The organism is Mesonia maritima (assembly GCF_042433895.1).
GTDB classification, from domain to species: domain Bacteria; phylum Bacteroidota; class Bacteroidia; order Flavobacteriales; family Flavobacteriaceae; genus Mesonia; species Mesonia maritima.
In genome coordinates, this window is sequence record NZ_JBHLUA010000012.1 from 558,486 (window position 1) to 581,878 (window position 23,393).

The following is a 23,393-nucleotide window of genomic DNA, read 5'->3' on the forward strand; positions in this document are numbered from 1 at the left end:
AAATGGCTTTTTTAATCTTCAAATAAAGCTTTGAGTTCGGTTGCTTCACTAGGTTTTAATTTTCCGGCAAGTACTAAACTTAATTGTTTTCTTCGAAGTGCAGCATCATAGCGATCTTGCTCTTCTTTAGTTTCAGGTTTTATTGGTGGAACCGGAACCGGGGAACCGCTATCGTCTACAGCTACAAACGTATAAATTGCATCATTCGCTTTATTGCGTAAACCACTTTCACGATCTTCTACCCAAACATCAATCACTACTTCCATAGAACTTTTAAACGCGCGGGAAATATTAGCTTCTACGGTTACTACACTTCCTAAGGGAATCATTCGTTTAAAAGCTACGTGATTTACAGAAGCGGTTACTACAATTCTTCTGCTGTGGCGTCTTGCGGCAATACTTGCGGCACGATCCATCCGTGCTAATAATTCGCCTCCAAAAAGATTGTTTAGTGGGTTGGTTTCACTTGGTAAAACTAAATCGGTGAGAATAGTTCGTGAATCTGTTGGCGATTTTGCTTCCATTTGTTTTTTTGGCAAAGGTAAGATTTGTAACGTTAATAGAAGCTTAAAGTTCTTTTACTCGATAATTGTGATTCAAGCTCACTTTTTTTGAACCAAAAAATTATTTTTCGTGGTTTTGAGAATTTGCTTCAAGACTTTTTACTAGCAACCAAGCATTTTGGTTTTCTTGATTTTTAATGGTTCGTAAAGCCTGTAAAGCTTCTGTGCGACTTTCAAAAGTATTGTAAATTACTTGGTGTAAACCGTACTTATTTACACCTATTTCTCTTGCCGGAAAACCTTGCTCACGAAGTTGCTTTAATTTTTTCTCTGCATTTTCTTTTAAGCGAAAAGCACCTGCTACAATATGATAATTTCCTTTTTGGGTATGAACTTTGAATGTAACTTCTGGCAACGGATTGTCGATGGCGAAAGTTGCTTGCTGAATGGTTTGTTCAACTTTCTTTTCAGCTTTTTGTTGTTCGGCTAAATTATGATTTTTCACATCGTTACTATACCAATTTGCAGCTACTAAACCTGAAACGCCAATAGCAATAATTCCGACAGCGGCGTATCGCCAAATAGGAATTGTTCGTTTTTCTTCTGGGAGTTTTTTAACAGGAATTTCTTTTTCTTCAACTTTTGTAGAAACCGTTTCAGCAGGTTTTTCTTCGGCGGTTTTTACCGATCGTTCAATTTTAGAAGCGGTATACATTTCGGTTCCAAAAGCTTCCAATAAATAATTATGATGATAGGAAGGTTGAAAAATAATTTCTTCTTTTTCTAAATAAAACGTTCCAATAGCTTCAAATTCTATCTTGCCGATTTCACGTAACGAAGTTTTTAATTGCGCTACAAAACTTGCAACTTGTTGCATCGCTTCTTGGTAGGAAATTTCTTCAGCTTTACTGAGGTAATTAATTAAAATTCCGTCGTTTTCAGTCAATTTATTATTGAAACCGAGGTGTTTTTTAGGAGGATAAAATGCATGCGTAGTTTCATGAATTTGTGCTGGTTTTCTTTGTGTTAGAAATGCGCCAAAGTCAGGAATGACGACACATTCGTGACGATATAATAAATCTTTAATGTAATTTTCTATCCTCATATAAACAAAAGTAGTTTTTTTTCGGCTAGTAGAAAAGTTGTATTCTCGAATTTATTAACAAATCTTTTCTGTATTTTTAAGCAATCCTTTTTATATGACTACAGATGAATTACTTGCGCTTTTAACACTTCAGCGTGTGCGCAATCTTGGAGATATTTCAGCAAAAAAATTATTACGTGTTTTCGGTTCTGCTGAAAAAATTTTTAATGCTAAACCTGAAGAATTACTAGCTATTGAGGGAATTGGCAAGTTTAAAATTAGCGATTTACACAACCCAAACCATAAGGAAGAAGCGAAAGAGGAATTGGAATTTATTACTTCAAATAATATAGAAGTACGTTACTTTAAAGATTCTAATTATCCTGAAAATTTAAAACATTGCATAGATGCGCCAATTTTACTTTTTCAAAGAGGAAATATTCATCTTGAAAATAAGCGTTTAATAAGTATTGTTGGTACGAGAAAAGCTACAAATCAAGGTCTTGCATTTTGCGAAGAATTAATTGAAAAACTCGCTCCACTAAATCCTGTAATAATTTCCGGATTTGCTTACGGTGTAGATATTTGTGCGCACAAAGCAGCTCTAAAAAATAATTTACAAACTGTAGGGTGTTTAGCACACGGATTAAATCAAATTTATCCGAAAACACACGCAAAATATCAAGATGAAGTACTTGATTATGGCGGATTTATAACTGATTTTTGGAGCGATTCAAATTTCGATAGAAAGAATTTTTTAAAACGAAACCGCATAATTGCTGGGTTGAGTGAAGCGACGATCGTAATTGAAAGTGCTGAAAAAGGCGGTTCGTTAGTTACGGCAGATATTGCAAATTCTTATAATCGAGAAGTTTTTGCAGTTCCAGGAAGAACTACCGATAAGTTTAGCAAAGGTTGTAATAATTTAATTAAAAGTCAGCAAGCGCATATGTTAACCTGTGCTGAAGATTTAATTTATTTGCTGAACTGGGATTTAGAATCGAAACCTACAAAAAAAGCTCCCGAATTATTTGTAAACTTAACTGAAGAGGAAGAAAAAATTTTAGCAACGCTTCAACAAGGTAAAACAGAATTAGATGAACTTTCTCATCGAGTAGAAATTCCCACCTTTAAATTAGTACCACTTTTATTAAACTTAGAACTGAATAATCTTATTCGTCCTTTACCTGGAAAAATATATGAAGTTATATAGTAAATAGTAAAGAATTTGTAGTTTTACCGCAATAAAATAAAACAATTATGAAAACTTTTTTAAAACTAAGTCTTTTTCTTTTTATAGGTATGTTATTATCCTGTAGTAGCGATGATGCAACCGATAACACGAACGTAGAAAATCCAGAGGAATCTTTATCTGAAGAGGAAAAACTATTGGGTACTTGGGCATTAAGTGATCGCGAGCCATACGGTATTGAAGATTGTGAGCGTCTCACTACTTTTAATTTTGGAGAAGAAAATTATATGGAATATACTTTAGCTTATGGAGATGAAGCTTCAGAATGTGAAGAAATACTATTAATTGGAACTTGGGAATTTTTAAATGAAAAGGAAAAACAAATATTTATCGAAGTAAATTCTGAGGATGAGAGTGCTCTTACCACACGAACTTTCACTTATGATTTTGTAGATGAAGAAACATTAGAAGTTACCTATGAAGAAGAATTCTTGGGTGTAGAAACCTTTAAAAAGCAATAATTAGTTATGAAAAAATTACTATTACTTTTTACCATAGCTATATTAAGCTCAAATTTGAATGCTCAAAATGAAACTCAATCTTCAACAGCAAGTGTCGAGAAGTCTATATTTAATGTTCAAACCGGCCTTTTAGGAATTTGGGCCAATCATGAATTAGGTTTATCTAATAGTATTTCTTTGCGAACTGAAATTGGGTTCGATGTTTATTTAGACGAAAATTTATTTTTCGATCAAGATAACCTCACTTTTGGACTTACTCCTGTTATCACGGTTGAACCTAGATGGTATTACAACTTGGAAAAGAGAGTTGAAAAGGACAAAAATATTGCTAAAAATTCGGGTAATTTTTTAAGTTTAGAAACAAGTTATAATCCGAATTTGTTTACCGTTTTTAATAGTGGTGAAGATGTTGAAATTCGTGATCAAGTAAGAATTATTCCCACTTGGGGAATACGCAGAACTTATTGGAGTCATTTTACATTGGAAGCTGCTACAGGTATAGGACTAATACATGTTTTTAAAAATAACAATTCCTTTTTCATTCAAGAGGCTGAAAATATAATTGCATTAAAGCTTTATTTCAGAATTGGTTATACTTTTTAGAATTATTTATAAGCACAAAAAAAGCTGAATTTTCACATTCAGCTTTTTTATTTTAATAACCTAATTTTTTTCTAACTCTTTCTAAAACATCATTGGCTGTTTCTTTTGCTTTTTCAGCTCCTTTTTCAAGCGCGGCATCAATCTCGTTGAGGTTATTCATATAATAATTATATTTTTCACGCTGCTCGCTATATTTTTCAACTATCAATTCATATAAAGCTTGTTTTGCGTGGCCGTAACCGTAATTTCCCACTTCATATTTTTTTCTCATTTCTGCAGTTTCTTCTGCGGAAGCGATTACTTTATAAAGGTTAAATACGTTACAAGTATCAGGGTTTTTAGGTTCTTCCAATGGCGTACTATCGGTTTGAATTGACATCACTTGTTTGCGCAATTTTTTATCGGTAGTAAACAAATTGATGTAATTTCCTCTCGATTTACTCATTTTTTCACCGTCAGTTCCAGGAATATACTTAGTGTTTTCTTCAATTTTAGCTTCCGGCATGACAAAGGTTTCGCCTATTTGCGTGTGAAATCTTGAAGCTACATCTCGCGTCATTTCAATATGTTGTAATTGATCTTTCCCTACCGGAACAAATTCTGCATCATACAATAATATATCTGCAGCCATTAACATCGGATAGGTGAAAAGTCCAGAATTCACATCGGCTAATCGATCGGCTTTATCTTTAAAAGAATGAGCTAAGGTTAAACGTTGGTACGGAAAAAAACAACTTAAATACCATGAAAGTTCAGTTACCTGTGGAATATCGCTTTGGCGATAAAAAACCGTTTGTTGAATATCTAACCCAAACGCAAGCCAAGTTGCGGCTACAGAATAGGTGTTTTCTTTTAAAATAGTAGCATCTTTAATTTGCGTTAAGGTGTGCAAATTTGCAATAAATAAATACGATTCGTTTTTAGAATCGTTTGCCATTTCAATAGCAGGAATAATAGCTCCCAGTAAGTTTCCTAAATGTGGAGTTCCGGTACTTTGTATTCCAGTTAAAATTCTAGCCATAAGTAAAATTTTATTGGCACCGCCAAAGGGTATAATACCCCAAGTTTTGCCTCGAAATTATTAAACGTTTGTCCGATTTACATCTCGCGGACTTATCCTGAGGTTGTAAATTTTTGTAAAGGTATATTTTTTATAGAATTGACTCGGTACAATTTCTTATTTTTGGAGCTTATGAAATTATTCAAAATAATTTTAATAGCCTTGTGGCGCATCTGGTTTTATATCTTAATTAGCGTCCCCATTATAATTATGTTCCCTTTTTTGTTGATAACCACTTCAAGAGAGAAATATTATGATGCTTTTTTTTTCTTGGCAAGAATTTGGGCGAAAATCGTGCTTTTTGGTATGGGTTTTTATCCCGTTTTAAAAACTATCGAAAAACCGGTAAAGGGGAAAAGCTATATGTTTGTCGCCAATCATACATCTATGACAGACATTATGTTAATGTTGTATTGCATTAGAAATCCATTTGTTTTTGTAGGAAAAAGAGAACTGGCAAGATTTCCGATATTCGGTTTTTTTTACAAGCGAACCTGCATTTTGGTAGATAGAAATAATGTAAAAAGTAGAAATGCGGTTTTTCAGCAAGCGCAACGACGATTAAGTCAAGGCGTTAGTATTTGTATTTTCCCGGAAGGTGGCGTTCCTGATGATGAAAATATTTTGCTCGATAATTTTAAAGATGGTGCTTTTCGTTTAGCGATAGATCATCAAATTCCGATTGTTCCGCTTGTTTTTTTTGATAATAAAAAGCGATTTTCATATAATTTTCTCTTAGCTTCTCCAGGTAAAATGCGTGCAAAAATTCTACGCTTTATAAGTACTGAAAATTTAACACAACACGATAAAAAGGGATTACGAGAACAAGTTCACACCGTATTATTAAATGAATTAAAAAAAGCCACCTAAATAAATTTAGATGGCTTTCGGTTCATCATTGCTTCAATCAACTAAAAACAGGCTTAAAACTTAAAATTAAAACCGGTGTAAACACCAAAGAAATAAGGCATAAAACCATTGGTGTTTTTCGAAAAAGTATTGATTTGGTATTTAAATGTAGGCTCTAAATTAAAATCTAATTTTTTGCTTAACTCATATCCAAAACCCAGGCCAACATTCGTACTAAAACTTACATTGTTTAAATTATTTGCTTCGCCTAACGCCGTACTTCCTTCAGCAGAATTTATAGCGATTGTATTTTCGCTTAACACTAATGTGCTTGCTCCGCCGATAACATTAATATTAAAACGTTTATTAAGTAAAGTATATTCCATTTCCAGTGGAATTTCTAAAAAACCTAAGCGCTGGTTGATTGTTCCTGTGGTAAACGGAGTTCCCCTACCTTTAAATTCTGGAGGACCACTAATTTCTTTTTGATCTAACACCAAAATATTTTTATTGCTTTCATTTCCTTTTAAACCATCTAAACTCATTGCGTTGAGCGACGAAGTGAAAACAATATCATTCGTGTTATAACTCATATTCACTTTGCTAATTCCAGAACGAACTTTAAATTTTTCAGAAATAGCATAAGCAAAATTTACACCGTAAGCCATCGTAACTTCGCCTTCTGAACTGTTATCTGCAAATTGAGCGTCTATCGTATTTCCGCCGTTTAAACTTCCGTAATAAATTGGAGAAATATTAGGTTTTACTGCCCATTTTGCGAGATCTGCATCATCACTTTCTATATCTTTTTCCTTATTCATTTCTTCTACTTCATCGAGTAACGAGCGTTTTTTAGCTGGCAACATATTTTCCGCTTCTAATTGAGAAAGACTTAGCAAATCGGAATTGCTTTTTAATTCATTTTGAAGCATTTCTTCAGTTGAATTAGAATTAGAAGGTGAATTTATTTTACCATTTTCTGTGGTATTATTTTTCTGGTTTGCTGAAGAATTAACCGACGCAATCCCTGAACGATTTTTAGTAGAATTAGTTTGGTTAGTATAATTTTTTTCTTGTGGTTTTGTTGAAGTATTTTCTTTAGAAGAAACTATAGATTTTTCTGAAACAGATTTTTTATTTTGAATGTTTTCATTTTCTTTTTCAGTTGAAATAATTTCTTCTCCCTCGTTATCTTGATAAGTAATTCCGGAAGAATTTGAAGTTGAATTTATCGTATTTTTAGTTTCAGTTTTAGAAAAAGATTCTTCGGTGGAATTCGTGTTTTTTTCAATTTTTTCCTCTGAAGAATTTACAATGTTAGGTTCATTTTCAACGGAAAAGAAAAGTGCATTGCTTACTAAAAGTATTCCAATTAATACAGCGGCAACTCCACCGATTTTATACCAAAGCGGAATAATAACCGGACGTTTTTTCTTCTTTTCCTGTAATTTTTCTTTAATGTTATTCCACACTTTTTCATCAGGATTAGCTTCAAAGTCTTTAAACTTTTCCTGAAATATTCGGTCTATGTATTTTTTCTCTTTCATTTTACAAATCTTGTCACGCTATTCATACTTTTTTTTTCGGCTATTTTTTCTTTTAAAATCTGCCTGGCTCGTGCGAGGTTAGATTTTGAAGTGCCAACCGAAATTTGCATCATTTCGGCAATTTCTTTGTGAGAAAACCCGTCTAAAGCGTAGAGGTTAAAAACCATTCGGTAACGATCGGGTAATTCTTGTATAATTTCGAGAAGAAATTTCAGTGAAAATTCTTCTTCGTCTATTTCAATTTCGGGTTCTTCAATATTTTCTTCGTGAATAATTTCAAAAACCTGCGGACCTTTACGATAGCGTTGAAGAGCGGTGTTAATTACAATTCGTTTTAACCAACCTTCAAAAGAACCTTTTCCTTTAAATTGAGCGATTTTATCGAAAATGATTAAAAATGCATCTTGCAAATTATCTTCGGCTTCGTGATAATTGCGCGAATATTTTAAACAGACCGCAAAGAGCTTCCCCGAAAATAATCGGTAGAGTTGCTCTTGAGATTTTAAATCTTGCTGTTTACATTGTTTTATGAGTTGCTCAATACTCAAATACTTATTTTTTAATTACTCACTTACTACCGGAACCTTTTTTTCGAGATAGGTAGCTTCTCCATTTTCATTTTCTCCTCGCCAAAATTTAAAGAGATAAAAATCGTTTCGCGCTGCTGAAAAAAGCAATTTTTTGCTGATTTTTTTATGGGTTAGCGAATCGCAATTTTCATCTAAGATAACACTATTTATGACGGCAATTGTTACTGTATTTTTATTTTCGGTTTTATCAAATCCTTCAAAAAAATAACAGGTATTTGGTTGACTATAATTTATTTGAAATTCATAATTTTTTAAATAAACTAACGTGTCTGGAATTGTCACAGAATCTATAGCAACCAAATCGTATCTAAAATTATAATTATTCTCATCATCTAGACTGCATCCTGCTAGGAAAAGCAGTATTCCTACACAAATAAAATTAATCTTTTTCATCTTCTTTTTGCTTAACTTTTGATAATTAAGCTTTTATATTTTAAGGTAGATGAAAAATAGTAGAGAAGGTTGCGTTAAAACAAAAAAAATCCTACCGAATAATTAAGGTAGGATTTTTAAAAATTTTTATATTGAATAAATTAAGAAGTCGCAATTTTTATGGCTTCAGTAATTTTAGTTTCTAATTCTTCCATTAAATCTGGATTGTCTTTTAGTAAAGTTTTTACGGCATCTCTACCTTGTCCTAATTTAGTATCTTCATAACTAAACCAAGAACCGGCTTTTTTAATAATTTCGTAATCTACACCAACATCAATAACTTCACCAACTTTAGAAATTCCTTCGCCATACATAATGTCGAATTCTGCAGTTTTAAAAGGCGGTGCTACTTTGTTTTTTACCACTTTTACTCGCGTTTTATTTCCTTTTACATCGCTATTACTGTCTTTAATTTGGGTTGAACGACGAATATCGAGACGAACCGAAGCGTAGAATTTTAATGCATTTCCACCGGTAGTTGTTTCAGGGTTCCCGAACATAACGCCAATTTTCTCTCGAAGTTGGTTAATAAAAATTACCGTACAATGGGTTTTACTAATTGAAGCGGTTAATTTTCGAAGTGCTTGCGACATTAATCGGGCGTGTAATCCCATTTTAGAATCGCCCATTTCACCTTCAATTTCACTTTTTGGTGTTAAAGCCGCAACAGAATCGACTACAATAATATCAATTGCACCAGAGCGAATTAAATTATCTGCAATTTCTAAAGCTTGTTCTCCGTGATCCGGTTGTGAGATGATTAAATTTTCAATATCAACGCCTAATTTTTCAGCATAAAAACGATCAAAAGCATGTTCCGCATCAATAAAAGCTGCTATTCCTCCAGCTTTTTGAGCTTCTGCAATAGCATGCAAAGTTAATGTTGTTTTTCCTGAAGATTCTGGTCCGTAAATTTCAATTACACGTCCTCGTGGGTAACCGCCAACACCTAATGCCAAATCTAAACCTAACGATCCAGATGAAATTGCATCTACATCTTGTACAGCTTGATCGCTCATTTTCATGACCGTTCCTTTTCCGTAAGTTTTATCTAATTTATCTAGCGTTAATTTTAACGCCTTCATTTTTGCTTCTTTTTCGTTGTCTTTACTCATATTTCTTAGCTCCTATAATGTTCTTGAAGAACCGCTAAGGTACTATAAGTTTTTGTGCATCACAATGCTCTACGCAACCTTTTTAAATTTTTTGTATCTACTTATAAAGCTAGAAAAAGATAGATGAGGTTTCTGAAAAAGAATATTATTTTTAATGGAACCACTTTAATTACAATTGCTTACACAAGCGCTTGTAAAATTGATGGTGGCTGACGTTGTTTTACTTTTTTAAGCAATTAAAATAATAAGTAAAATAATGAATTAGCCATTCACAAAAAAGCCCGGAACAAGTTTCACGGGCTTTTTTGTATTTTTATAGTATCTTTGCAAACTCAAACTTTTGTAAAACTTTAAATTAGTATAGCATGCAACTGTACAATAAATTAAGTGCACAAGAGAGAGCGCAATTATTAGATGAAGCCGGCGAAGACCGACTCACGCTTTCTTTTTATCAGTACGCCAAAATTGGCAATCCAGAACTTTTCAGAAATCATTTATTTGTCGCTTGGGACGCTTTAGAAGTCTTGGGTAGAATTTATGTAGCCCACGAAGGAATTAATGCACAACTTTCCGTCCCGGCGAAGCGCTTTAACGAATTTAAAAAATTTATTGATGAAATTTATTTTCTAGAAGGCGTTCGGTTGAATATTGCTATTGAACACGATGTAAAATCATTTTTAAAACTGAAAATAAAAGTTCGTGATAAAATTGTAGCCGACGGTCTTGATGATGATACGTTTGATGTTACCCAAAAAGGTGTTCACGTTGATGCGAAAAAATTCAACGATTTATTGAACGACCCCAATACGGTTTTAGTAGATATGCGAAACCATTACGAAAGTGAAATTGGTCATTTTCAAGGAGCAATTACACCCGATGTAGATACCTTTAGAGATTCTTTACCAATAATTGAAGAAGATTTAAAAGAACATAAAGAAGACAAAAATTTGGTGATGTATTGTACCGGTGGAATTCGATGCGAAAAAGCCAGTGCTTATTATAAACATCGTGGATTTAAAAATGTATTTCAATTAGAAGGCGGAATAATTGAATACGCGCGTCAAGTTGAAAATTTAAAACTCGAAAATAAATTTATCGGTAAAAATTTCGTGTTCGATCACCGTCGAGCTGAAAAAATTTCTGATGATGTGATCGCGCATTGTCACCAATGCGGCAAAGCTTGTGACACGCACGTAAATTGTGCAAATGAGGCTTGCCATTTATTGTTTATTCAATGTGAAGAATGTGCCGAAAAAATGGATAATTGTTGTTCAGATCATTGTAAAGAAATTCATGCGTTACCTTATGAAGAACAAAAAGCACTTCGTCGCGGTAAACATAACAGCAATAAAATCTTCAAAAAAGGAAGATCTGAAGTGCTGAAATTTAAGGCGTGATATATAAATTCAAAATATGAATAATACTGACGAAACTTCTTTAAAAGAAAAAATTTATTTAGGAATTTCTTCAGTATTTTCAGTTGTAGCGCTGCTAGAATTTATTCTGTGGATTTTAATTTTTAAGCGGCACGATTCATTTAAAGATGCCAAGACAGCTTATTTCAATTTATTTCCCGAATTTTTACGTCACGCTGGTTTAGCTACTGGAATAACCATTCTACTTCTTTTAATTTCAATAGCCTTATTTAGCTATGTTTATAGAAATAAAAAACTAGGTTCAATTAGTTTGGGCTTTATTATAATTACGTCTTTATTATTGCTTTGTAATATCTGGTCAATTTTGTAGAAATTGAAAATAAACTTTCTAAAGACTTCAACATTTAGAAAACTTCATGCTTGCTCATAATAAATTGGTATCTTTACCTTTTAAAAAAATACTAATGTTCAACCTTGTTTTTTTCAGAATAGAGGTTTCAAGATATAATTAAATATGGCGTGTGGAAGTTGCTCGACCGGTAAAGACGGTCAGCCAAAAGGATGTAAAAATAACGGTTCTTGCGGAACCGACAGTTGTAATAAACTCTCAGTTTTCGATTGGCTTTCAAATATGAGTTTGCCAAACGGACAAGCTGTTTTTAACTGTGTAGAAGTCCGTTTTAAAAATGGAAGAAAACACTTTTATAAAAATGTAGATAATTTAAGTCTTCAAATTGGCGATGTTGTCGCTACAGAAGCTTCACCAGGTCATGATGTTGGTCAAGTTAGTCTTACCGGCGAATTGGTGAAAGTGCAAATGCGGAAAAAACGCGTTAAAGAAGATAGTGATGAAGTTCTAAAAATCTATAGAAAAGCTTCACAAAAAGATATTGATGTTTGGACCGAAGCTAGAAATCGTGAAGAACAAATAAAAAAACGCGCGCGAGAAATTGCTATTCGATTAAACCTGCGAATGAAAATTAGCGATATAGAATTTCAAGGCGACGGCTCAAAAGCTACCTTTTATTATACTGCTGAAGATCGTGTAGATTTTAGACAGCTTATTAAAGAATTTGCTTACGAATTTAAAACCCGTATCGAAATGAAGCAAATCGGCTTTCGTCAAGAAGCCGCTCGTTTGGGCGGAATTGGTTCTTGCGGAAGAGAATTATGCTGTTCAACTTGGTTAACAGATTTTAGATCGGTAACCACATCAGCAGCGCGTTATCAGCAACTTTCCTTGAATCCGCAGAAATTAGCCGGACAATGTGGAAAATTAAAATGCTGTTTAAATTATGAACTCGATTCGTATTTAGACGCACTTAAAGAATTTCCAAAGCAAGACACCAAACTTCAAACCCAAAAAGGAACAGCAGTTTGTCAAAAAATTGATATTTTTAAAGGTTCATTGTGGTATGCTTATGAAGGTGAATGGATGAATTGGCACGAACTGAAAACAGATCAGGTTAAAAAAATACTCGAAGCCGCTAAAAACAAAAAGCCTGTTGCCAGTTTAGAAGAATTTTCAGTAGAACTTGAAAAGGAAAATAAAGTTGACTTCGGAAACGTTGTAGGTCAAGACAGTTTAACACGTTTTGATAAACCCACCAAAGGGCAAAACAAAAAGCGAAGAAATAAACGAAAGAAACCACGAAAAAAAAGGCCTAAAAACAATGCATAAATTTTTGGTATTTTTATTGCTTTCAATTTGTTTTTTAATGACTTCGTGCGACTCAAAACAAGTTTTTGATGAATATAAAAGCGTTGGTAAAAGCTGGCATAAAGATTCTATTGTAAATTTTCAGGTGAAAGACTTAGATACATTAAAATCGTACAATTTATTTATAAACATTAGAAATAATAGCGATTTTAACTACAATAATCTTTTCTTAATCACCTCTATGAATTTTCCCAACGGAAAAATAATAACCGATACTTTAGAGTATGAAATGGCTTATCCCGATGGAAAATTTATGGGCTCAGGATTTGGAGAAGTAAAAGAAAATAAATTGTGGTATAAAGAAAAGGTTCAATTTACTGAAGAAGGCGTTTATCAAGTCGATATTCAGCAAGCGATGCGCAAAAACGGAAAAATAGATCCAATTGAAAAATTAGAAGGAATAACCGAAGTCGGTTTTAGAATAGAGAAAGTAAACTAATAGTTTTATACGTGAGTTCACAAAAAAAATCAAAATCAACGAAAAAAAAATCATCCTATAGAAAATATATAGCGTGGTTTTGGGGCTTATTTGCGGCAGGAATTTTAGCAGTAATATTTTTATTTCTACTAGCCGGTTGGGGTGCGTTTGGTGAAATGCCAACCTTCGATCAGCTGGAAAATCCTGAAACTAATTTAGCTACAGAAGTTTTTTCTTCCGATGGGAAAACACTCGGGAAATATTATAACGAAAACAGGACGCCTGTAAAATATGAAGATTTACCTGAAAATTTAATAAATGCTTTAGTCGCTACTGAAGATGAGAGATTTTATGAACATTCGGGAATAGACCCTCGCGGAACCTTGCGTGCGGTTGCTTACATGGCGCAAAAAGGAGGGGCCAGCACCATTACCCAACAATTAGCAAAACAACTTTTCACTAAAGTACGTTCAAGCAATTTAGCCGAAGCTGTCATTCAGAAAATAAAAGAGTGGGTGATTTCTGTACGCTTAGAACGTCAATACACGAAAGAAGAAATCATTACGATGTATTTGAACAAATATGATTTTGTTTATCAAGCCGTAGGGATTCGGTCAGCTTCACGTATTTATTTTTCAAAAGAACCAAAAGATCTAAAAACGGAAGAAGCAGCAGTATTGGTAGCGATGCTTAAAAACCCGATGCTTTATAATCCAAGAAAGGAAGAATTTAAACAAAATTCATTAGATCGAAGAAACGTGGTGTTAAGCCAAATGGAAAAGAACGGTTTTCTTACAAAATCAGAAGAAGACTCGTTACAGCAATTACCATTAAAAATAGATTACAGTCCTGAAGGTCACGACGAAGGAATGGCGACGTATTTTAGAGCTTATCTACAAGGTTTCTTAAAAGATTGGATAGATAAAAACCCAAAACCCGATGGTGAAGAATATAATATTTATCGCGACGGATTAAAAGTTTATACCAGTATCGATTCTAGAATGCAAAAGCACGCAGAAGACGCGGTAAAAATGCATATGGCGCATTTACAGAAAGAATTTAATCGTCAAAATGAAAAAAATAAAACGGCACCTTTTAGAGGAGTAACCACAGAAGAAATAGATCGAATTATTTCACGAGCTATGAAAAATAGTGGACGTTGGAAAGAAATGAAAGCGAAAGGCTTTTCAGAAAAAGAAATTAAAGCTTCGTTCGATAAAAAACGTGAAATGCGCATTTTTTCTTGGGAAAATGAAACCGATATCGATACGGTAATGACGCCAAGGGATTCCATATTTTACTATAAATCATTTTTAAACTCCGGAATGATGTCGATGGAACCACAAACCGGTGAAGTAAAAGCTTGGGTTGGCGGTATAAATTTTAAACATTTTAAATACGAACACGTAAAACAAGCCAGAAGGCAAGTAGGTTCGACGTTTAAACCATTTTTATACGCAACCGCAATTGACCAACTACATCTTTCGCCTTGTTATCAATTACCAAATTCGCCACATACTATTCCCAAAGGTAAACATGGTGTTTCTGAAGATTGGACACCAAAAAATTCCGGCGGAAAATATGGCGGAATGGTAACCTTGAAAGCAGCCTTGGCAAATTCATTAAACACAATTAGTGCACGATTAATGGATAAAACTGGTCCAGAACCTGTAATCGATTTATTAAAAAAACTCGGTGTCGATACTTCTGAAATTGAACCTGTAGCTGCAATTGCTTTAGGTTCGGTAGATTTAAGTGTATTCGAAATGGTTTCAGCTTACAGTACGTTCGCCAATAAAGGAATTTATGTAAAACCGGTTATCGTTACACGAATTGAAGACAAAAACGGAACAATTTTGTATCAACATGTTCCAGAAAGTAAAGATGTAATGAGTGAAGAAGCTGCTTACGTCACCGTAAAATTAATGGAAGGTGTTACGCAATACGGTTCTGGACAGCGTTTACGTACTACTTGGGCAGTAAACGCGCCACATTATAAAAAAGCGGTAACTGGTTATCCATATGATTTTAAAAATCCGATTGCTGGAAAAACTGGAACTACACAGAATCAAAGTGACGGTTGGTTTATGGGAATGGTTCCTAATTTAACAACTGGTGTTTGGGTTGGTGGTGAGGAACGTTCTGTTCATTTTCCAAGTATTACGTATGGACAAGGAGCAACAATGGCGCTTCCTATTTGGGGAATTTATATGAAAAAACTCTATGCCGATAAAGAACTGAATGTTTCAAAGGAAGATTTTGAACGTCCTGAAGATTTAAGTATTCAAGTAGATTGCGATGGTACAAATCCTTCCGGTGAAAAAAATGATACGAATGACTCGAATGAGGAATTTCCAGATGAGTTAGATTTTTAACTTTTAGAAAATTAATTTTGAAAGCCCTTCAGAAAAGTACAAATTTCTGAAGGGCTTTTTTAATTGTCCTAATCTTAGAATTTTCGTATTTTTCCATAAAATTTAGGAATCTCATGATTAGAAAAACAGTTAATAATGTTCAAGAAGCATTAGAAGGTGTCGAAGACAGCATGACATTTATGTTAGGCGGTTTCGGTCTCTGCGGAATTCCCGAAAATGCTATCTCAGAATTGGTAAAAAGAAATATTAAAGATATCACTTGCATTTCTAATAACGCAGGTGTAGACGATTTCGGATTAGGTTTATTGCTGAAGAAAAACCAAATAAAAAAAATGGTCTCTTCTTATGTTGGTGAAAACGCTGAGTTTGAACGCCAAATGTTAAGTGGTGAATTAGAAGTAGAGCTAACACCGCAAGGGACTTTGGCTGCAAAATGTTTAGCTGCACAACAAGGTTTTCCGGCAATTTACACACCAGCAGGCTATGGAACCGAAGTTTCCCTAAACAAAGAAACGCGTAAATTTGAAGATAAAATGTACGTGTTAGAAGAAGCTTACAAAGCAGATTTTGCATTTGTAAAAGCTTGGAAAGGTGACGAAGCCGGAAACTTAATTTTTAAAGGAACCGCAAGAAACTTCAACCCCAATATGTGTGGAGCTGCAAAAGTAACCGTAGTTGAGGTAGAAGAATTAGTTCCTGCTGGTGAGCTAGACCCTAATCAAATTCACATTCCGGGAATTTTTGTACAACGAATTTTCCAAGGAAAAGATTACGAAAAAAGAATTGAGCAACGAACAGTTCGACCAAAAAAATAAACTATGGCTTTAGATAAAAACGGAATTGCACAACGCATTGCCAAAGAAGTAAAAGACGGCTATTACGTAAATTTAGGAATAGGTATTCCAACGCTTGTAGCCAATTTTGTGCGAGACGATATAGAAGTAGAATTTCAGAGTGAAAACGGAATTTTAGGAATGGGACCTTTCCCTTTTGAAGGCGAAGAAGATGCCGACTTAATTAATGCCGGAAAACAAACCATTACCGCCTTACCAGGCGCAAGTTTTTTCGATTCCGCTACAAGTTTTGGAATGATTCGCGGTAAACACGTAGATCTTACCATTCTTGGCGCGATGGAAGTAGCCGAAAACGGTGACATTGCCAACTGGAAAATTCCTGGAAAAATGGTAAAAGGTATGGGCGGTGCGATGGATTTGGTCGCTTCTGCCGAAAATATTATTGTAGCAATGATGCATACCAACAAAGCAGGAAAATCTAAACTGCTTAAAAAATGCTCGCTTCCCCTAACCGGTGTCGGTTGTGTTACAACCATTGTCACCAATTTAGCGGTGTTAAATGTAACCGAAGAAGGCTTTAAATTAATCGAACGCGCCCCAGGCGTAAGTGTCGAAGAAATCGAAAAAGCCACCGAAGGAAAACTTATCGTAGAAGGAGAAATTCCAGAAATGAAATTATAAAATAGTTAGGGCGAATCCCGATTTTTTATAGAAAAATCGGGACCGCGCTATCCGCTATATCTTTTTTAATTTTTTCTCAAAAAATTAAAAAAGGATGCCGCTACTATCGCTTTCGCAAATCACGGCTACTTTCTTTCATTCTTAAGTAGTTTTTCATTTTTATATAATAAATCCGGAGATTGAAATAAAAGAAGAACAGCTTTTATCGGATTTTTTGTTTTTTTCATACTTCTAAAAATGTCTCCCCACACGTGAAAAACTAATTTTATAGGATTATGATGTTTCGGTTGATCTAAAATACCATAAATCGCCTGTTCATCTTCTGGCTGAAACGTTCCAAAAATTCGATCCCAAATAATAAAAGTAGAACCGTAATTCTTATCTAAATAATGTGCGTTTTTTCCATGATGAACCCGATGATGAGAAGGCGTGACAAACAAAAAGTTTATCCATTTTGGAAGTTTCCGAATGTATTCCGTATGAATCCAGAATTGATATAATACCGCAATTTGATGACAAATAAAAAAAACAACCGGATGAAAACCCATTAAACTAATCGGTAGAAAAAACACCACTTTTAATTGTTGCGTCCAAGAAAGGCGAAACGAAGTAGATAAATTATATTTTTCAGAATTATGATGCGTTACGTGGGTTGCCCAAAATAAACTGGTTTCGTGTCCCATTCTATGCGCCCAATACCGACAAAAATCTAAAGCGAAAAAACAAATAATAGAAGTCCACCAATTTACCGGAATACTCCACGGGACAATGTTATAAACCCAAATTACAAACCCGAACAAAAGTGATTTAATAAGCAAATTTTGAAATACAGAAACTAATCCAATCGTTAAGGAAGCAAAAAAATCTTTTCTTTCATATAGTTTCTTTTTTTGTTTCCAGCTGAAATAAAACTCCAATAAAGCTAGCCCAATCATTAGGGGCGCGGCATATAGAATTAAATCTGGTGCATTAGAAAGTACATCATCCAATGTTATTTTTTCTTTCATATGTTAAATAATATAAAAGAAAATTACAGCCTTAAAAATCCTGAGAGTTAAATTTTAAATACCTTTTGGAATCGCGTCAATTAATTTTTTTGTGTATTTTTTTTGAGGGTTGGCATAAACTTCATCGGCATCGCCGTGTTCAACAATTTCACCTTTGTTCATTACCAATAATTGATCGGCCATATATTTTACAACCGCTAAATCGTGTGAGATAAAAATATAGGTAAAACCGAATTTTTCTTTTAGTTCATTCAGCAAATTCAATACTTGCGCTTGCACTGAAATATCTAAAGCCGAAACCGACTCGTCACAAACAATCAGTTTAGGCTCAACGGCAATAGTTCTTGCAATTCCAATACGTTGGCGTTGTCCACCACTAAATTCGTGCGGATAGCGATAAAAATGCTCTTCGGTTAAACCAACTCGTTGTAATAATTCAATGGTTTTTTGCTTTCTTTCTTTCGAGTTTTTATACAATTTATGGACTTCCATCGGTTCCATAATTGCTTTTCCAACAGGAATTCTTGGGTTTAACGAAGAAAATGGATCTTGAAAAATTAACTGAATTTCTTTCCGCAGTTCTCGAAGTTGTTTTTTGCCAAGGTTGATAATATCATCTCCTTTATAAAAAACCGAACCGCTGCTTGCTTTATCAAGTTGCAATATTACATTTCCTAGAGTAGATTTTCCGCAACCCGATTCGCCAACCAAACCTAGCGTTTCGCCTTCAAATATTTTAAAACTAACATCGTTTACAGCTTTTACAACCCTATTTTTCTTGAAAATTCCGGCATCGCTCACAAATTCTTTTGCGACATTTTTAACTTCTAATAAAGGCTTTTTACTATAAATTTTATCGTGACGTTTTTTTCGTTCTTCAAGTGATTCTACTTCAAAAGAAGTGGAATTTTCCATAAAATTTTTGACCGTCGGTAATGTTTTTACACGTTCTTTTGTTGAAGGTTTTGAGGCTAAAAGCGCTTTGGTATAGGTTTTTTGTGGATGATGAAATAATTGTTCAACTGAATTTTGCTCGACAATTTCTCCCTGAAACATTACCGCAACTCGATCTGAAATTTCTGAAACTAGCGCCAAATCATGTGAGATAAAAATGATACTCATTTCTGTTTCCTGCTGAATGGATTTTAACAGCAATAATATTTCTTTTTGTACCGTTACGTCGAGTGCGGTTGTTGGTTCATCGGCTATTAAAATATTAGGTTTACACGCAATTGCCATTGCAATCATCACGCGCTGTTTTTGTCCGCCACTTATTTGATGCGGATATGCGTTAAATAATTCGCTTGGTTCGGGTAATTTTACTTTTTCAAATAAGCTTAAACATTCTTTTTTCGCTTCATTTTTAGATAAATCGGTATGTTCTAAAAGAATTTCTACAACTTGAGGACCACATTTCATAGACGGGTTTAATGAACTCATGGGTTCTTGAAAAATCATCGAGATTTTATTGCCTCGGATTTTTCGGAATTGTTTTTCAGAAAAAGTGAGGAGGTTTTTTTCTTCAAATAGAATTTTGCCTTCATCAATTTTTGCCGCTTTCGGAAGTAAACCTAAAATAGAAAGTGTGGTTAACGACTTTCCAGAACCAGATTCACCTACAATTCCTAAAATTTCATTTTTTTGAAGTGAAAAATTAATGTCTTTTAGCACTTTTCTCTCTTCAAAAGAAACTGATAAATGTTGTATTTGAAGCAATTTTTCCATTTATACTGAAATTATTTCAGAATCGTCTAATAATTCTTCTTGTCGTAAACGTAAGAATATTTGGGCAATCGCTACCACGTCTTTTTCGCAATAGGTAATTATTCTATCAATATTTTTTTCTTCATAAAAAACATCACGCACTTGGCTACCATCGATGTCATCTTTTGGAGAAGGAATTTGTAGCACATTGGTCATTAATTTTAAGGAAGTGAAATGTTTATAATCGCCAAATTTCCATAATTCTAGCGTATCGAGGTGCGGAACTTCCCACGGTTTTTTGCCGAATAAATCGAGCTTAAAAGGCAATTCTATTCCGTTAATGAGCATTCTTCTGGCAATGTAAGGAAAGTCGAATTCTTTGCCGTTATGCGCACAAAGTAAATGTTGTGGTCTATTAAAATAACTGGTTAAAAGATTTTTGAATTCTTTAAGCAATTTTGCTTCTTCTCCGTAAAAAGTGGTAGTTCTAAAATTTCTGATGTCGCCTTTAAAAGTAAAATAACCCACAGAAATACAAACAATTTTACCGAATTCTGCCCAAATTCCTGCTCGATCGTAAAATTCTTTTGCAGTAAAATCTTCTTTGCGTTGATATGCAGATTTTGTTTCCCAAAGCGATTTTTTTACCTCGCTCATTTCTTCATATGAAGAAAATTCGGGAACGGTTTCTATATCGAGAAAGAGAATATTTTCCAGTTTTATTTTTTTGAGCATAGGTGAAATTATAGAACTCTAAAATACAAATTTATAAGGCAAATGTGTTAGGGATAGCAGCGACATTCTTTTTTATTGGCACCGCCAAAGGGTTTAATACTCCGAAGGCTCGCCTCGAAATTGAAAATTTCTTTCTAACGAATGCCTTTTGGGTTGCCCCTAAGTAGTTTACTTTTCTAAAAAATGAAAAAGATATAGCGAATAGCCCTACCCCGTTTTTTCGGGGGAAAGTCCTAATTATCCAGCATTTTATAACTTTCTTCAATATAAGTGTAAAAATCTGCGGGGAAAGTTTTTCCTTCGGGATGCGGTTCGCGATGATGGCCAAGCCGAACAATGATAATATCATCTTCGGGAATGCTCATTACATATTGACCTAAAATGCCTCGCATTGAAAATATTTTTTTTCCTTTAAAATCGCTTAACCAAAAACCATAACCATATTGCGGACTGTCTTTAAAACGCGGTTCTATTGATTTTTTTACAAAAGCGGAATCGAGTAATTGTTTGCCGTTCCAATTTCCGAAGTTGCTATATAGTTTTCCGAATTTTGCAAAATCGCGAGCGTTAGATGAAATGCAACAATAGGATTTCTCCAATCCGCTTTTTTTGCTGTCTAATTGCCAAAGCGCGGCGGTTTGCATTCCTAAAGGTTTCCAAAAACTTTCACTTAAATAATTGGATAATTTTTTCTCGGTAGCTTTTTCAATAACCATAGCTAATAAAGCCGTGTTTCCGCTTAAATATTTAAATTCTTCGCCGGGTTTTTCTACGACTTTTAAACTGAGTAAAAGTTCACGCAAATCATCGTCTAAATAGGCGCGCGCAGTCATAGAAAAAGGATTGTAATAATTTTCGTCCCAATTTAAGCCACTTGCCATTGAAGAAAGATCGCCAACGGTTAAACGCTTATCGAACTGCGGAAAGAAATCGGCTACGGGTTGGTCTAAACTTTTTATATAACCGTCTTGAATAGCTTTTCCTAATAAGGCGGAAGTGATACTTTTTGCCATGGAAAATGAATTTGTTTTAGACGTTTTCTCATAATCTTCAGCGTAATTTTCGTACCAAATGCTATCGTTTTTGATGATTAAAAAAGCGACCGTTCCTAATCTATTATTCGTTTTTTGTAATTTTTCAGTAGCAGAAACATTATTATAATTTTTATGAATAGCCCAGTTTTGCGGTTTTCCGTTTTCAATTTTGCGGTTGTCGAAATACGGATAGTCATTTATATAAACCGATGTGTGACCTTTAAAATATATAATTCTTACCCCGCGGAGAATATATTCAGCATCAAAAATATAGAGTAAAGCGATTCCTAGTCCAAAAAATAAAACAAGACTAAGAACAATTTTTTTGAAAATTTTCATCAATAAAGCACGATTATCTTTCTAAGGTAATAATTTCTAATTTAAAAAAGCCGTTGTTGAGCAGAAGGATTTTCGAGTTCTAACAAATATTCTTTTCGCCATAAACCCCCCGCATAACCTATTAAGGAACCGTCGCTACCAATTACACGATGACAAGGAATAACTATCCATAACGGATTTTTTCCATTTGCAGCTGCAACTGCGCGAATTGCTTTTATATTACCTAATTTTTTCGAAAGTGCTAAATAAGAAGTGGTTTCCCCGAAAGGAATTTCTTGAAGTGTTTTCCAAACTTTTTTTTGAAATTCGGTTCCTTGCGGATTTAATTTTAAATTAAATTCTTGAAGTTTTCCTTCGAAATACGCGGTTAATTGCTCTACACAAGCTTGAAGAACAGCTGGAATTTCGTCAATATTTTCTTCAAGATTTTCGTTGTCGAGAATAGTTATTTTTGAAATTCCGTTTTCGTCTCCTTCAATTTTTGCAATTCCAAGCGGAGTTTTAAGCGTGGTTTTCTTCATCGGTTTCAGAAGTATCTTCGGGACTTGGTTCGTCTTTCTTTTTTTCTTCGTGAGAAATAATTCCGAGGCGTTTTGCGCGACGCTCCCAATTTTTACGGGCGAGTTTTTGCATATCTTCAATGCTATCGCTTTCGTCCATAATTTCTAAACCAAGCAAGGTTTCAATAATATCTTCCATGGTAATTAAGCCTACCGTATTTCCAAATTCGTCGGTTACTACAGCTAAATGCGCTCTTTTTTCAACAAAAAATTCAAATAAACGCGGAATTGGCGTAGAAGAATGCGTAATGAGTAATTCTCTTTTTAAACTGGAAAGCGGTTGTTTTCCTTTTTCATTTATCATTTCTTCAAGCACATCGTCTTTTAAAATAAAACCGCTAATGTTATTGGGTTTTTGCTTGTAAATAGGAATTCGAGAGAATTTTAAATTCTTATGCGTTTCTAAAAAATGTTCAATTGTAATCGATTCGTCTTCAATTACGGCTACCGAAAACGGCGTCATAATATCTTTTGCCAGGACCGATTTAAAAACCAATAAATTTTTAATAAAGGCAGTTTCATTTTCTTTAAAAACGCCTTCTTTCTCTGCAGCATCGGTAATTGCCATAAATTCTTCTCTACTCATTTGCGGGTTGTGAGCAGATTTTCCCACCAATCGTGTGGTTAACATCATTAGCCATAAAATTCCGGTATAACGTAACGGAAAAATAATTAACCGAAGAAAACGTGCGGTAAAGCTTCCGAGGGATTTCCAATAAGTCGCGCCAATTGTTTTTGGAATAATTTCTGAAACAACCAATATTAAAACTGTCATTACTGCAGACACAATTCCAACAGAATTATTTCCGCTTCCAAAGGTTTTTTCAGCTTGAACACCTACTAAAATTGCTCCTACGGTATGAGCAACAGTATTTAGCGTTAAAATTGCAATAAGCGGTTTGTCGATATCTTTTTTGAAATTGTTTAATGTTTTTGCGTACGATTTTCCTTCTTTCAATTTTATTCGGATGAAGGTTGGCGTAAAGCTTAGCAACGCGGCTTCTAAAACTGAACATAAAAATGAAGTAAAAATTGAAAGGAGCGCGTAAACTATTAATAAGGTCATTTGTTATGCCGTTTGGTTAATTTTTTACAAGGTAAAAATTTAAAAAAAGCCACCTACTTAAAAAGAAATTAAATTTTACTCAACAATC

24 protein-coding genes are annotated in these 23,393 nt (G+C 34.1%); 11 read left to right on the top strand and 13 right to left on the bottom strand.

The genetic code is table 11. The features are described 5' to 3' along the window. Positions 1 to 11 precede the first annotated feature (11 nt). Positions 12 to 524 carry an acyl-CoA thioesterase gene (locus tag ACFFGL_RS09410; RefSeq protein WP_309727151.1) on the bottom strand — a complete coding sequence of 171 codons (513 nt, stop codon included), beginning with the start codon at positions 522 to 524 and terminating at the stop codon, positions 12 to 14. A gap of 100 nt (positions 525 to 624) precedes the next feature. Further along, entirely contained in the window at positions 625 to 1,608 is a 984-nt protein-coding gene (locus ACFFGL_RS09415) for an HU domain-containing protein (protein ID WP_309726655.1), read from the bottom strand. A gap of 94 nt (positions 1,609 to 1,702) precedes the next feature. Between ACFFGL_RS09415 and dprA the strand changes: the two genes are divergently transcribed. The 3 genes from dprA to ACFFGL_RS09430 are packed head-to-tail and all read left to right on the top strand — an operon-like array spanning position 1,703 to position 3,903. After that, on the top strand, positions 1,703 to 2,800 hold the full coding sequence (dprA, locus tag ACFFGL_RS09420; RefSeq protein WP_309726654.1) for a DNA-processing protein DprA: 1,098 nt from the start codon (positions 1,703 to 1,705) through the stop codon (positions 2,798 to 2,800). 47 nt (positions 2,801 to 2,847) lie between these two features. Continuing rightward, a complete protein-coding gene (locus ACFFGL_RS09425) occupies positions 2,848 to 3,300 on the top strand; it encodes a hypothetical protein (protein WP_309726652.1) in 453 nt (150 codons plus the stop codon). 6 nt (positions 3,301 to 3,306) lie between these two features. Continuing rightward, the gene (locus ACFFGL_RS09430; protein ID WP_309726650.1) at positions 3,307 to 3,903 is read left to right on the top strand and encodes a hypothetical protein; all 597 of its coding nucleotides are present in this window, start codon (positions 3,307 to 3,309) and stop codon (positions 3,901 to 3,903) included. Between the two features lie 52 nt (positions 3,904 to 3,955). On the opposite strand, the gene trpS is transcribed toward ACFFGL_RS09430, so the two are convergent. Beyond that, positions 3,956 to 4,924 (bottom strand): tryptophan--tRNA ligase, encoded by a 969-nt coding sequence (gene trpS, locus ACFFGL_RS09435; protein ID WP_309726648.1) that lies wholly within the window; start codon positions 4,922 to 4,924, stop codon positions 3,956 to 3,958. Between the two features lie 171 nt (positions 4,925 to 5,095). Here trpS and ACFFGL_RS09440 point away from each other — a divergent pair, with 171 nt between their 5' ends. Further along, a complete protein-coding gene (locus ACFFGL_RS09440; protein WP_309726646.1) occupies positions 5,096 to 5,833 on the top strand; it encodes a lysophospholipid acyltransferase family protein in 738 nt (245 codons plus the stop codon). Between the two features lie 53 nt (positions 5,834 to 5,886). Here the strand turns inward: ACFFGL_RS09440 and ACFFGL_RS09445 are convergent, their stop codons facing one another. From ACFFGL_RS09445 to recA, 4 genes are all read right to left on the bottom strand, one after another. Continuing rightward, positions 5,887 to 7,359: a hypothetical protein gene (locus tag ACFFGL_RS09445; protein ID WP_309726644.1), complete on the bottom strand. Its 1,473-nt coding sequence runs from the start codon at positions 7,357 to 7,359 to the stop codon at positions 5,887 to 5,889. Further along, positions 7,356 to 7,907, bottom strand: a complete 552-nt coding sequence (locus ACFFGL_RS09450) for an RNA polymerase sigma factor (RefSeq protein WP_309726642.1) — start codon at positions 7,905 to 7,907, stop codon at positions 7,356 to 7,358. The genes ACFFGL_RS09445 and ACFFGL_RS09450 overlap by 4 nt, the downstream gene beginning before the upstream one ends. Positions 7,908 to 7,922: 15 nt before the next feature. Further along, positions 7,923 to 8,342 carry a hypothetical protein gene (locus tag ACFFGL_RS09455; protein ID WP_309726639.1) on the bottom strand — a complete coding sequence of 140 codons (420 nt, stop codon included), beginning with the start codon at positions 8,340 to 8,342 and terminating at the stop codon, positions 7,923 to 7,925. Between the two features lie 140 nt (positions 8,343 to 8,482). Further along, positions 8,483 to 9,496, bottom strand: coding sequence for a recombinase RecA (gene recA / locus ACFFGL_RS09460; protein WP_309726637.1), 1,014 nt, complete (start codon positions 9,494 to 9,496; stop codon positions 8,483 to 8,485). A gap of 365 nt (positions 9,497 to 9,861) precedes the next feature. Here recA and trhO point away from each other — a divergent pair, with 365 nt between their 5' ends. The 7 genes from trhO (at position 9,862) to ACFFGL_RS09495 (ending at position 16,860) form a co-directional block, all read left to right on the top strand. After that, complete coding sequence (gene trhO / locus ACFFGL_RS09465; RefSeq protein ID WP_309726635.1) at positions 9,862 to 10,893, top strand: oxygen-dependent tRNA uridine(34) hydroxylase TrhO; 1,032 nt, start codon at positions 9,862 to 9,864, stop codon at positions 10,891 to 10,893. A 16-nt stretch (positions 10,894 to 10,909) separates the two neighbouring features. After that, positions 10,910 to 11,242 carry a hypothetical protein gene (locus tag ACFFGL_RS09470; protein ID WP_309726633.1) on the top strand — a complete coding sequence of 111 codons (333 nt, stop codon included), beginning with the start codon at positions 10,910 to 10,912 and terminating at the stop codon, positions 11,240 to 11,242. A 144-nt stretch (positions 11,243 to 11,386) separates the two neighbouring features. Next, positions 11,387 to 12,553, top strand: coding sequence for a PSP1 domain-containing protein (locus ACFFGL_RS09475; RefSeq protein ID WP_309726631.1), 1,167 nt, complete (start codon positions 11,387 to 11,389; stop codon positions 12,551 to 12,553). Further along, positions 12,546 to 13,031 (top strand): gliding motility lipoprotein GldH, encoded by a 486-nt coding sequence (locus tag ACFFGL_RS09480; protein WP_309726629.1) that lies wholly within the window; start codon positions 12,546 to 12,548, stop codon positions 13,029 to 13,031. The genes ACFFGL_RS09475 and ACFFGL_RS09480 overlap by 8 nt, the downstream gene beginning before the upstream one ends. 11 nt (positions 13,032 to 13,042) lie before the next feature. Then, positions 13,043 to 15,385 carry a penicillin-binding protein 1A gene (locus ACFFGL_RS09485; protein WP_309726627.1) on the top strand — a complete coding sequence of 781 codons (2,343 nt, stop codon included), beginning with the start codon at positions 13,043 to 13,045 and terminating at the stop codon, positions 15,383 to 15,385. 113 nt (positions 15,386 to 15,498) lie between these two features. Continuing rightward, positions 15,499 to 16,200, top strand: coding sequence for a CoA transferase subunit A (locus tag ACFFGL_RS09490; protein ID WP_309726625.1), 702 nt, complete (start codon positions 15,499 to 15,501; stop codon positions 16,198 to 16,200). 3 nt (positions 16,201 to 16,203) lie between these two features. Beyond that, entirely contained in the window at positions 16,204 to 16,860 is a 657-nt protein-coding gene (locus ACFFGL_RS09495) for a CoA transferase subunit B (protein ID WP_309726623.1), read from the top strand. A 125-nt stretch (positions 16,861 to 16,985) separates the two neighbouring features. Here ACFFGL_RS09495 and ACFFGL_RS09500 read toward each other — a convergent pair whose 3' ends face one another. From ACFFGL_RS09500 to ACFFGL_RS09525, 6 genes are all read right to left on the bottom strand, one after another. Beyond that, positions 16,986 to 17,867: a sterol desaturase family protein gene (locus ACFFGL_RS09500; protein ID WP_309726621.1), complete on the bottom strand. Its 882-nt coding sequence runs from the start codon at positions 17,865 to 17,867 to the stop codon at positions 16,986 to 16,988. Between the two features lie 54 nt (positions 17,868 to 17,921). Further along, complete coding sequence (locus ACFFGL_RS09505) at positions 17,922 to 19,592, bottom strand: ABC transporter ATP-binding protein (RefSeq protein ID WP_309726619.1); 1,671 nt, start codon at positions 19,590 to 19,592, stop codon at positions 17,922 to 17,924. Continuing rightward, a complete protein-coding gene (locus ACFFGL_RS09510) occupies positions 19,593 to 20,306 on the bottom strand; it encodes a 3'-5' exonuclease (RefSeq protein WP_309726618.1) in 714 nt (237 codons plus the stop codon). Positions 20,307 to 20,539: 233 nt separating this feature from the next. Beyond that, positions 20,540 to 21,679 (bottom strand): serine hydrolase domain-containing protein, encoded by a 1,140-nt coding sequence (locus ACFFGL_RS09515; protein ID WP_309726616.1) that lies wholly within the window; start codon positions 21,677 to 21,679, stop codon positions 20,540 to 20,542. A 41-nt stretch (positions 21,680 to 21,720) separates the two neighbouring features. Continuing rightward, positions 21,721 to 22,200 carry a methylated-DNA--[protein]-cysteine S-methyltransferase gene (locus ACFFGL_RS09520; protein ID WP_309726614.1) on the bottom strand — a complete coding sequence of 160 codons (480 nt, stop codon included), beginning with the start codon at positions 22,198 to 22,200 and terminating at the stop codon, positions 21,721 to 21,723. Further along, positions 22,181 to 23,305, bottom strand: coding sequence for a hemolysin family protein (locus ACFFGL_RS09525; RefSeq protein WP_309726612.1), 1,125 nt, complete (start codon positions 23,303 to 23,305; stop codon positions 22,181 to 22,183). Before ACFFGL_RS09525 ends, ACFFGL_RS09520 begins: the two co-directional genes overlap by 20 nt. Between the last annotated feature and the right edge of the window lie 88 nt (positions 23,306 to 23,393).

Bases quoted from the DNA above. Each gene is read 5' to 3' on its own strand.
- ACFFGL_RS09410 (WP_309727151.1), bottom strand. From the start codon at position 524: ATGGAAGCAAAATCGCCAACAGATTCACGAACTATTCTCACCGATTTA.
- ACFFGL_RS09415 (WP_309726655.1), bottom strand. From the start codon at position 1,608: ATGAGGATAGAAAATTACATTAAAGATTTATTATATCGTCACGAATGT.
- dprA (WP_309726654.1), top strand. From the start codon at position 1,703: ATGACTACAGATGAATTACTTGCGCTTTTAACACTTCAGCGTGTGCGC.
- ACFFGL_RS09425 (WP_309726652.1), top strand. From the start codon at position 2,848: ATGAAAACTTTTTTAAAACTAAGTCTTTTTCTTTTTATAGGTATGTTA.
- ACFFGL_RS09430 (WP_309726650.1), top strand. From the start codon at position 3,307: ATGAAAAAATTACTATTACTTTTTACCATAGCTATATTAAGCTCAAAT.
- trpS (WP_309726648.1), bottom strand. From the start codon at position 4,924: ATGGCTAGAATTTTAACTGGAATACAAAGTACCGGAACTCCACATTTA.
- ACFFGL_RS09440 (WP_309726646.1), top strand. From the start codon at position 5,096: ATGAAATTATTCAAAATAATTTTAATAGCCTTGTGGCGCATCTGGTTT.
- ACFFGL_RS09445 (WP_309726644.1), bottom strand. From the start codon at position 7,359: ATGAAAGAGAAAAAATACATAGACCGAATATTTCAGGAAAAGTTTAAA.
- ACFFGL_RS09455 (WP_309726639.1), bottom strand. From the start codon at position 8,342: ATGAAAAAGATTAATTTTATTTGTGTAGGAATACTGCTTTTCCTAGCA.
- recA (WP_309726637.1), bottom strand. From the start codon at position 9,496: ATGAGTAAAGACAACGAAAAAGAAGCAAAAATGAAGGCGTTAAAATTA.
- trhO (WP_309726635.1), top strand. From the start codon at position 9,862: ATGCAACTGTACAATAAATTAAGTGCACAAGAGAGAGCGCAATTATTA.
- ACFFGL_RS09470 (WP_309726633.1), top strand. From the start codon at position 10,910: ATGAATAATACTGACGAAACTTCTTTAAAAGAAAAAATTTATTTAGGA.
- ACFFGL_RS09475 (WP_309726631.1), top strand. From the start codon at position 11,387: ATGGCGTGTGGAAGTTGCTCGACCGGTAAAGACGGTCAGCCAAAAGGA.
- ACFFGL_RS09480 (WP_309726629.1), top strand. From the start codon at position 12,546: ATGCATAAATTTTTGGTATTTTTATTGCTTTCAATTTGTTTTTTAATG.
- ACFFGL_RS09490 (WP_309726625.1), top strand. From the start codon at position 15,499: ATGATTAGAAAAACAGTTAATAATGTTCAAGAAGCATTAGAAGGTGTC.
- ACFFGL_RS09495 (WP_309726623.1), top strand. From the start codon at position 16,204: ATGGCTTTAGATAAAAACGGAATTGCACAACGCATTGCCAAAGAAGTA.
- ACFFGL_RS09500 (WP_309726621.1), bottom strand. From the start codon at position 17,867: ATGAAAGAAAAAATAACATTGGATGATGTACTTTCTAATGCACCAGAT.
- ACFFGL_RS09505 (WP_309726619.1), bottom strand. From the start codon at position 19,592: ATGGAAAAATTGCTTCAAATACAACATTTATCAGTTTCTTTTGAAGAG.
- ACFFGL_RS09510 (WP_309726618.1), bottom strand. From the start codon at position 20,306: ATGCTCAAAAAAATAAAACTGGAAAATATTCTCTTTCTCGATATAGAA.
- ACFFGL_RS09515 (WP_309726616.1), bottom strand. From the start codon at position 21,679: ATGAAAATTTTCAAAAAAATTGTTCTTAGTCTTGTTTTATTTTTTGGA.
- ACFFGL_RS09520 (WP_309726614.1), bottom strand. From the start codon at position 22,200: ATGAAGAAAACCACGCTTAAAACTCCGCTTGGAATTGCAAAAATTGAA.
- ACFFGL_RS09525 (WP_309726612.1), bottom strand. From the start codon at position 23,305: ATGACCTTATTAATAGTTTACGCGCTCCTTTCAATTTTTACTTCATTT.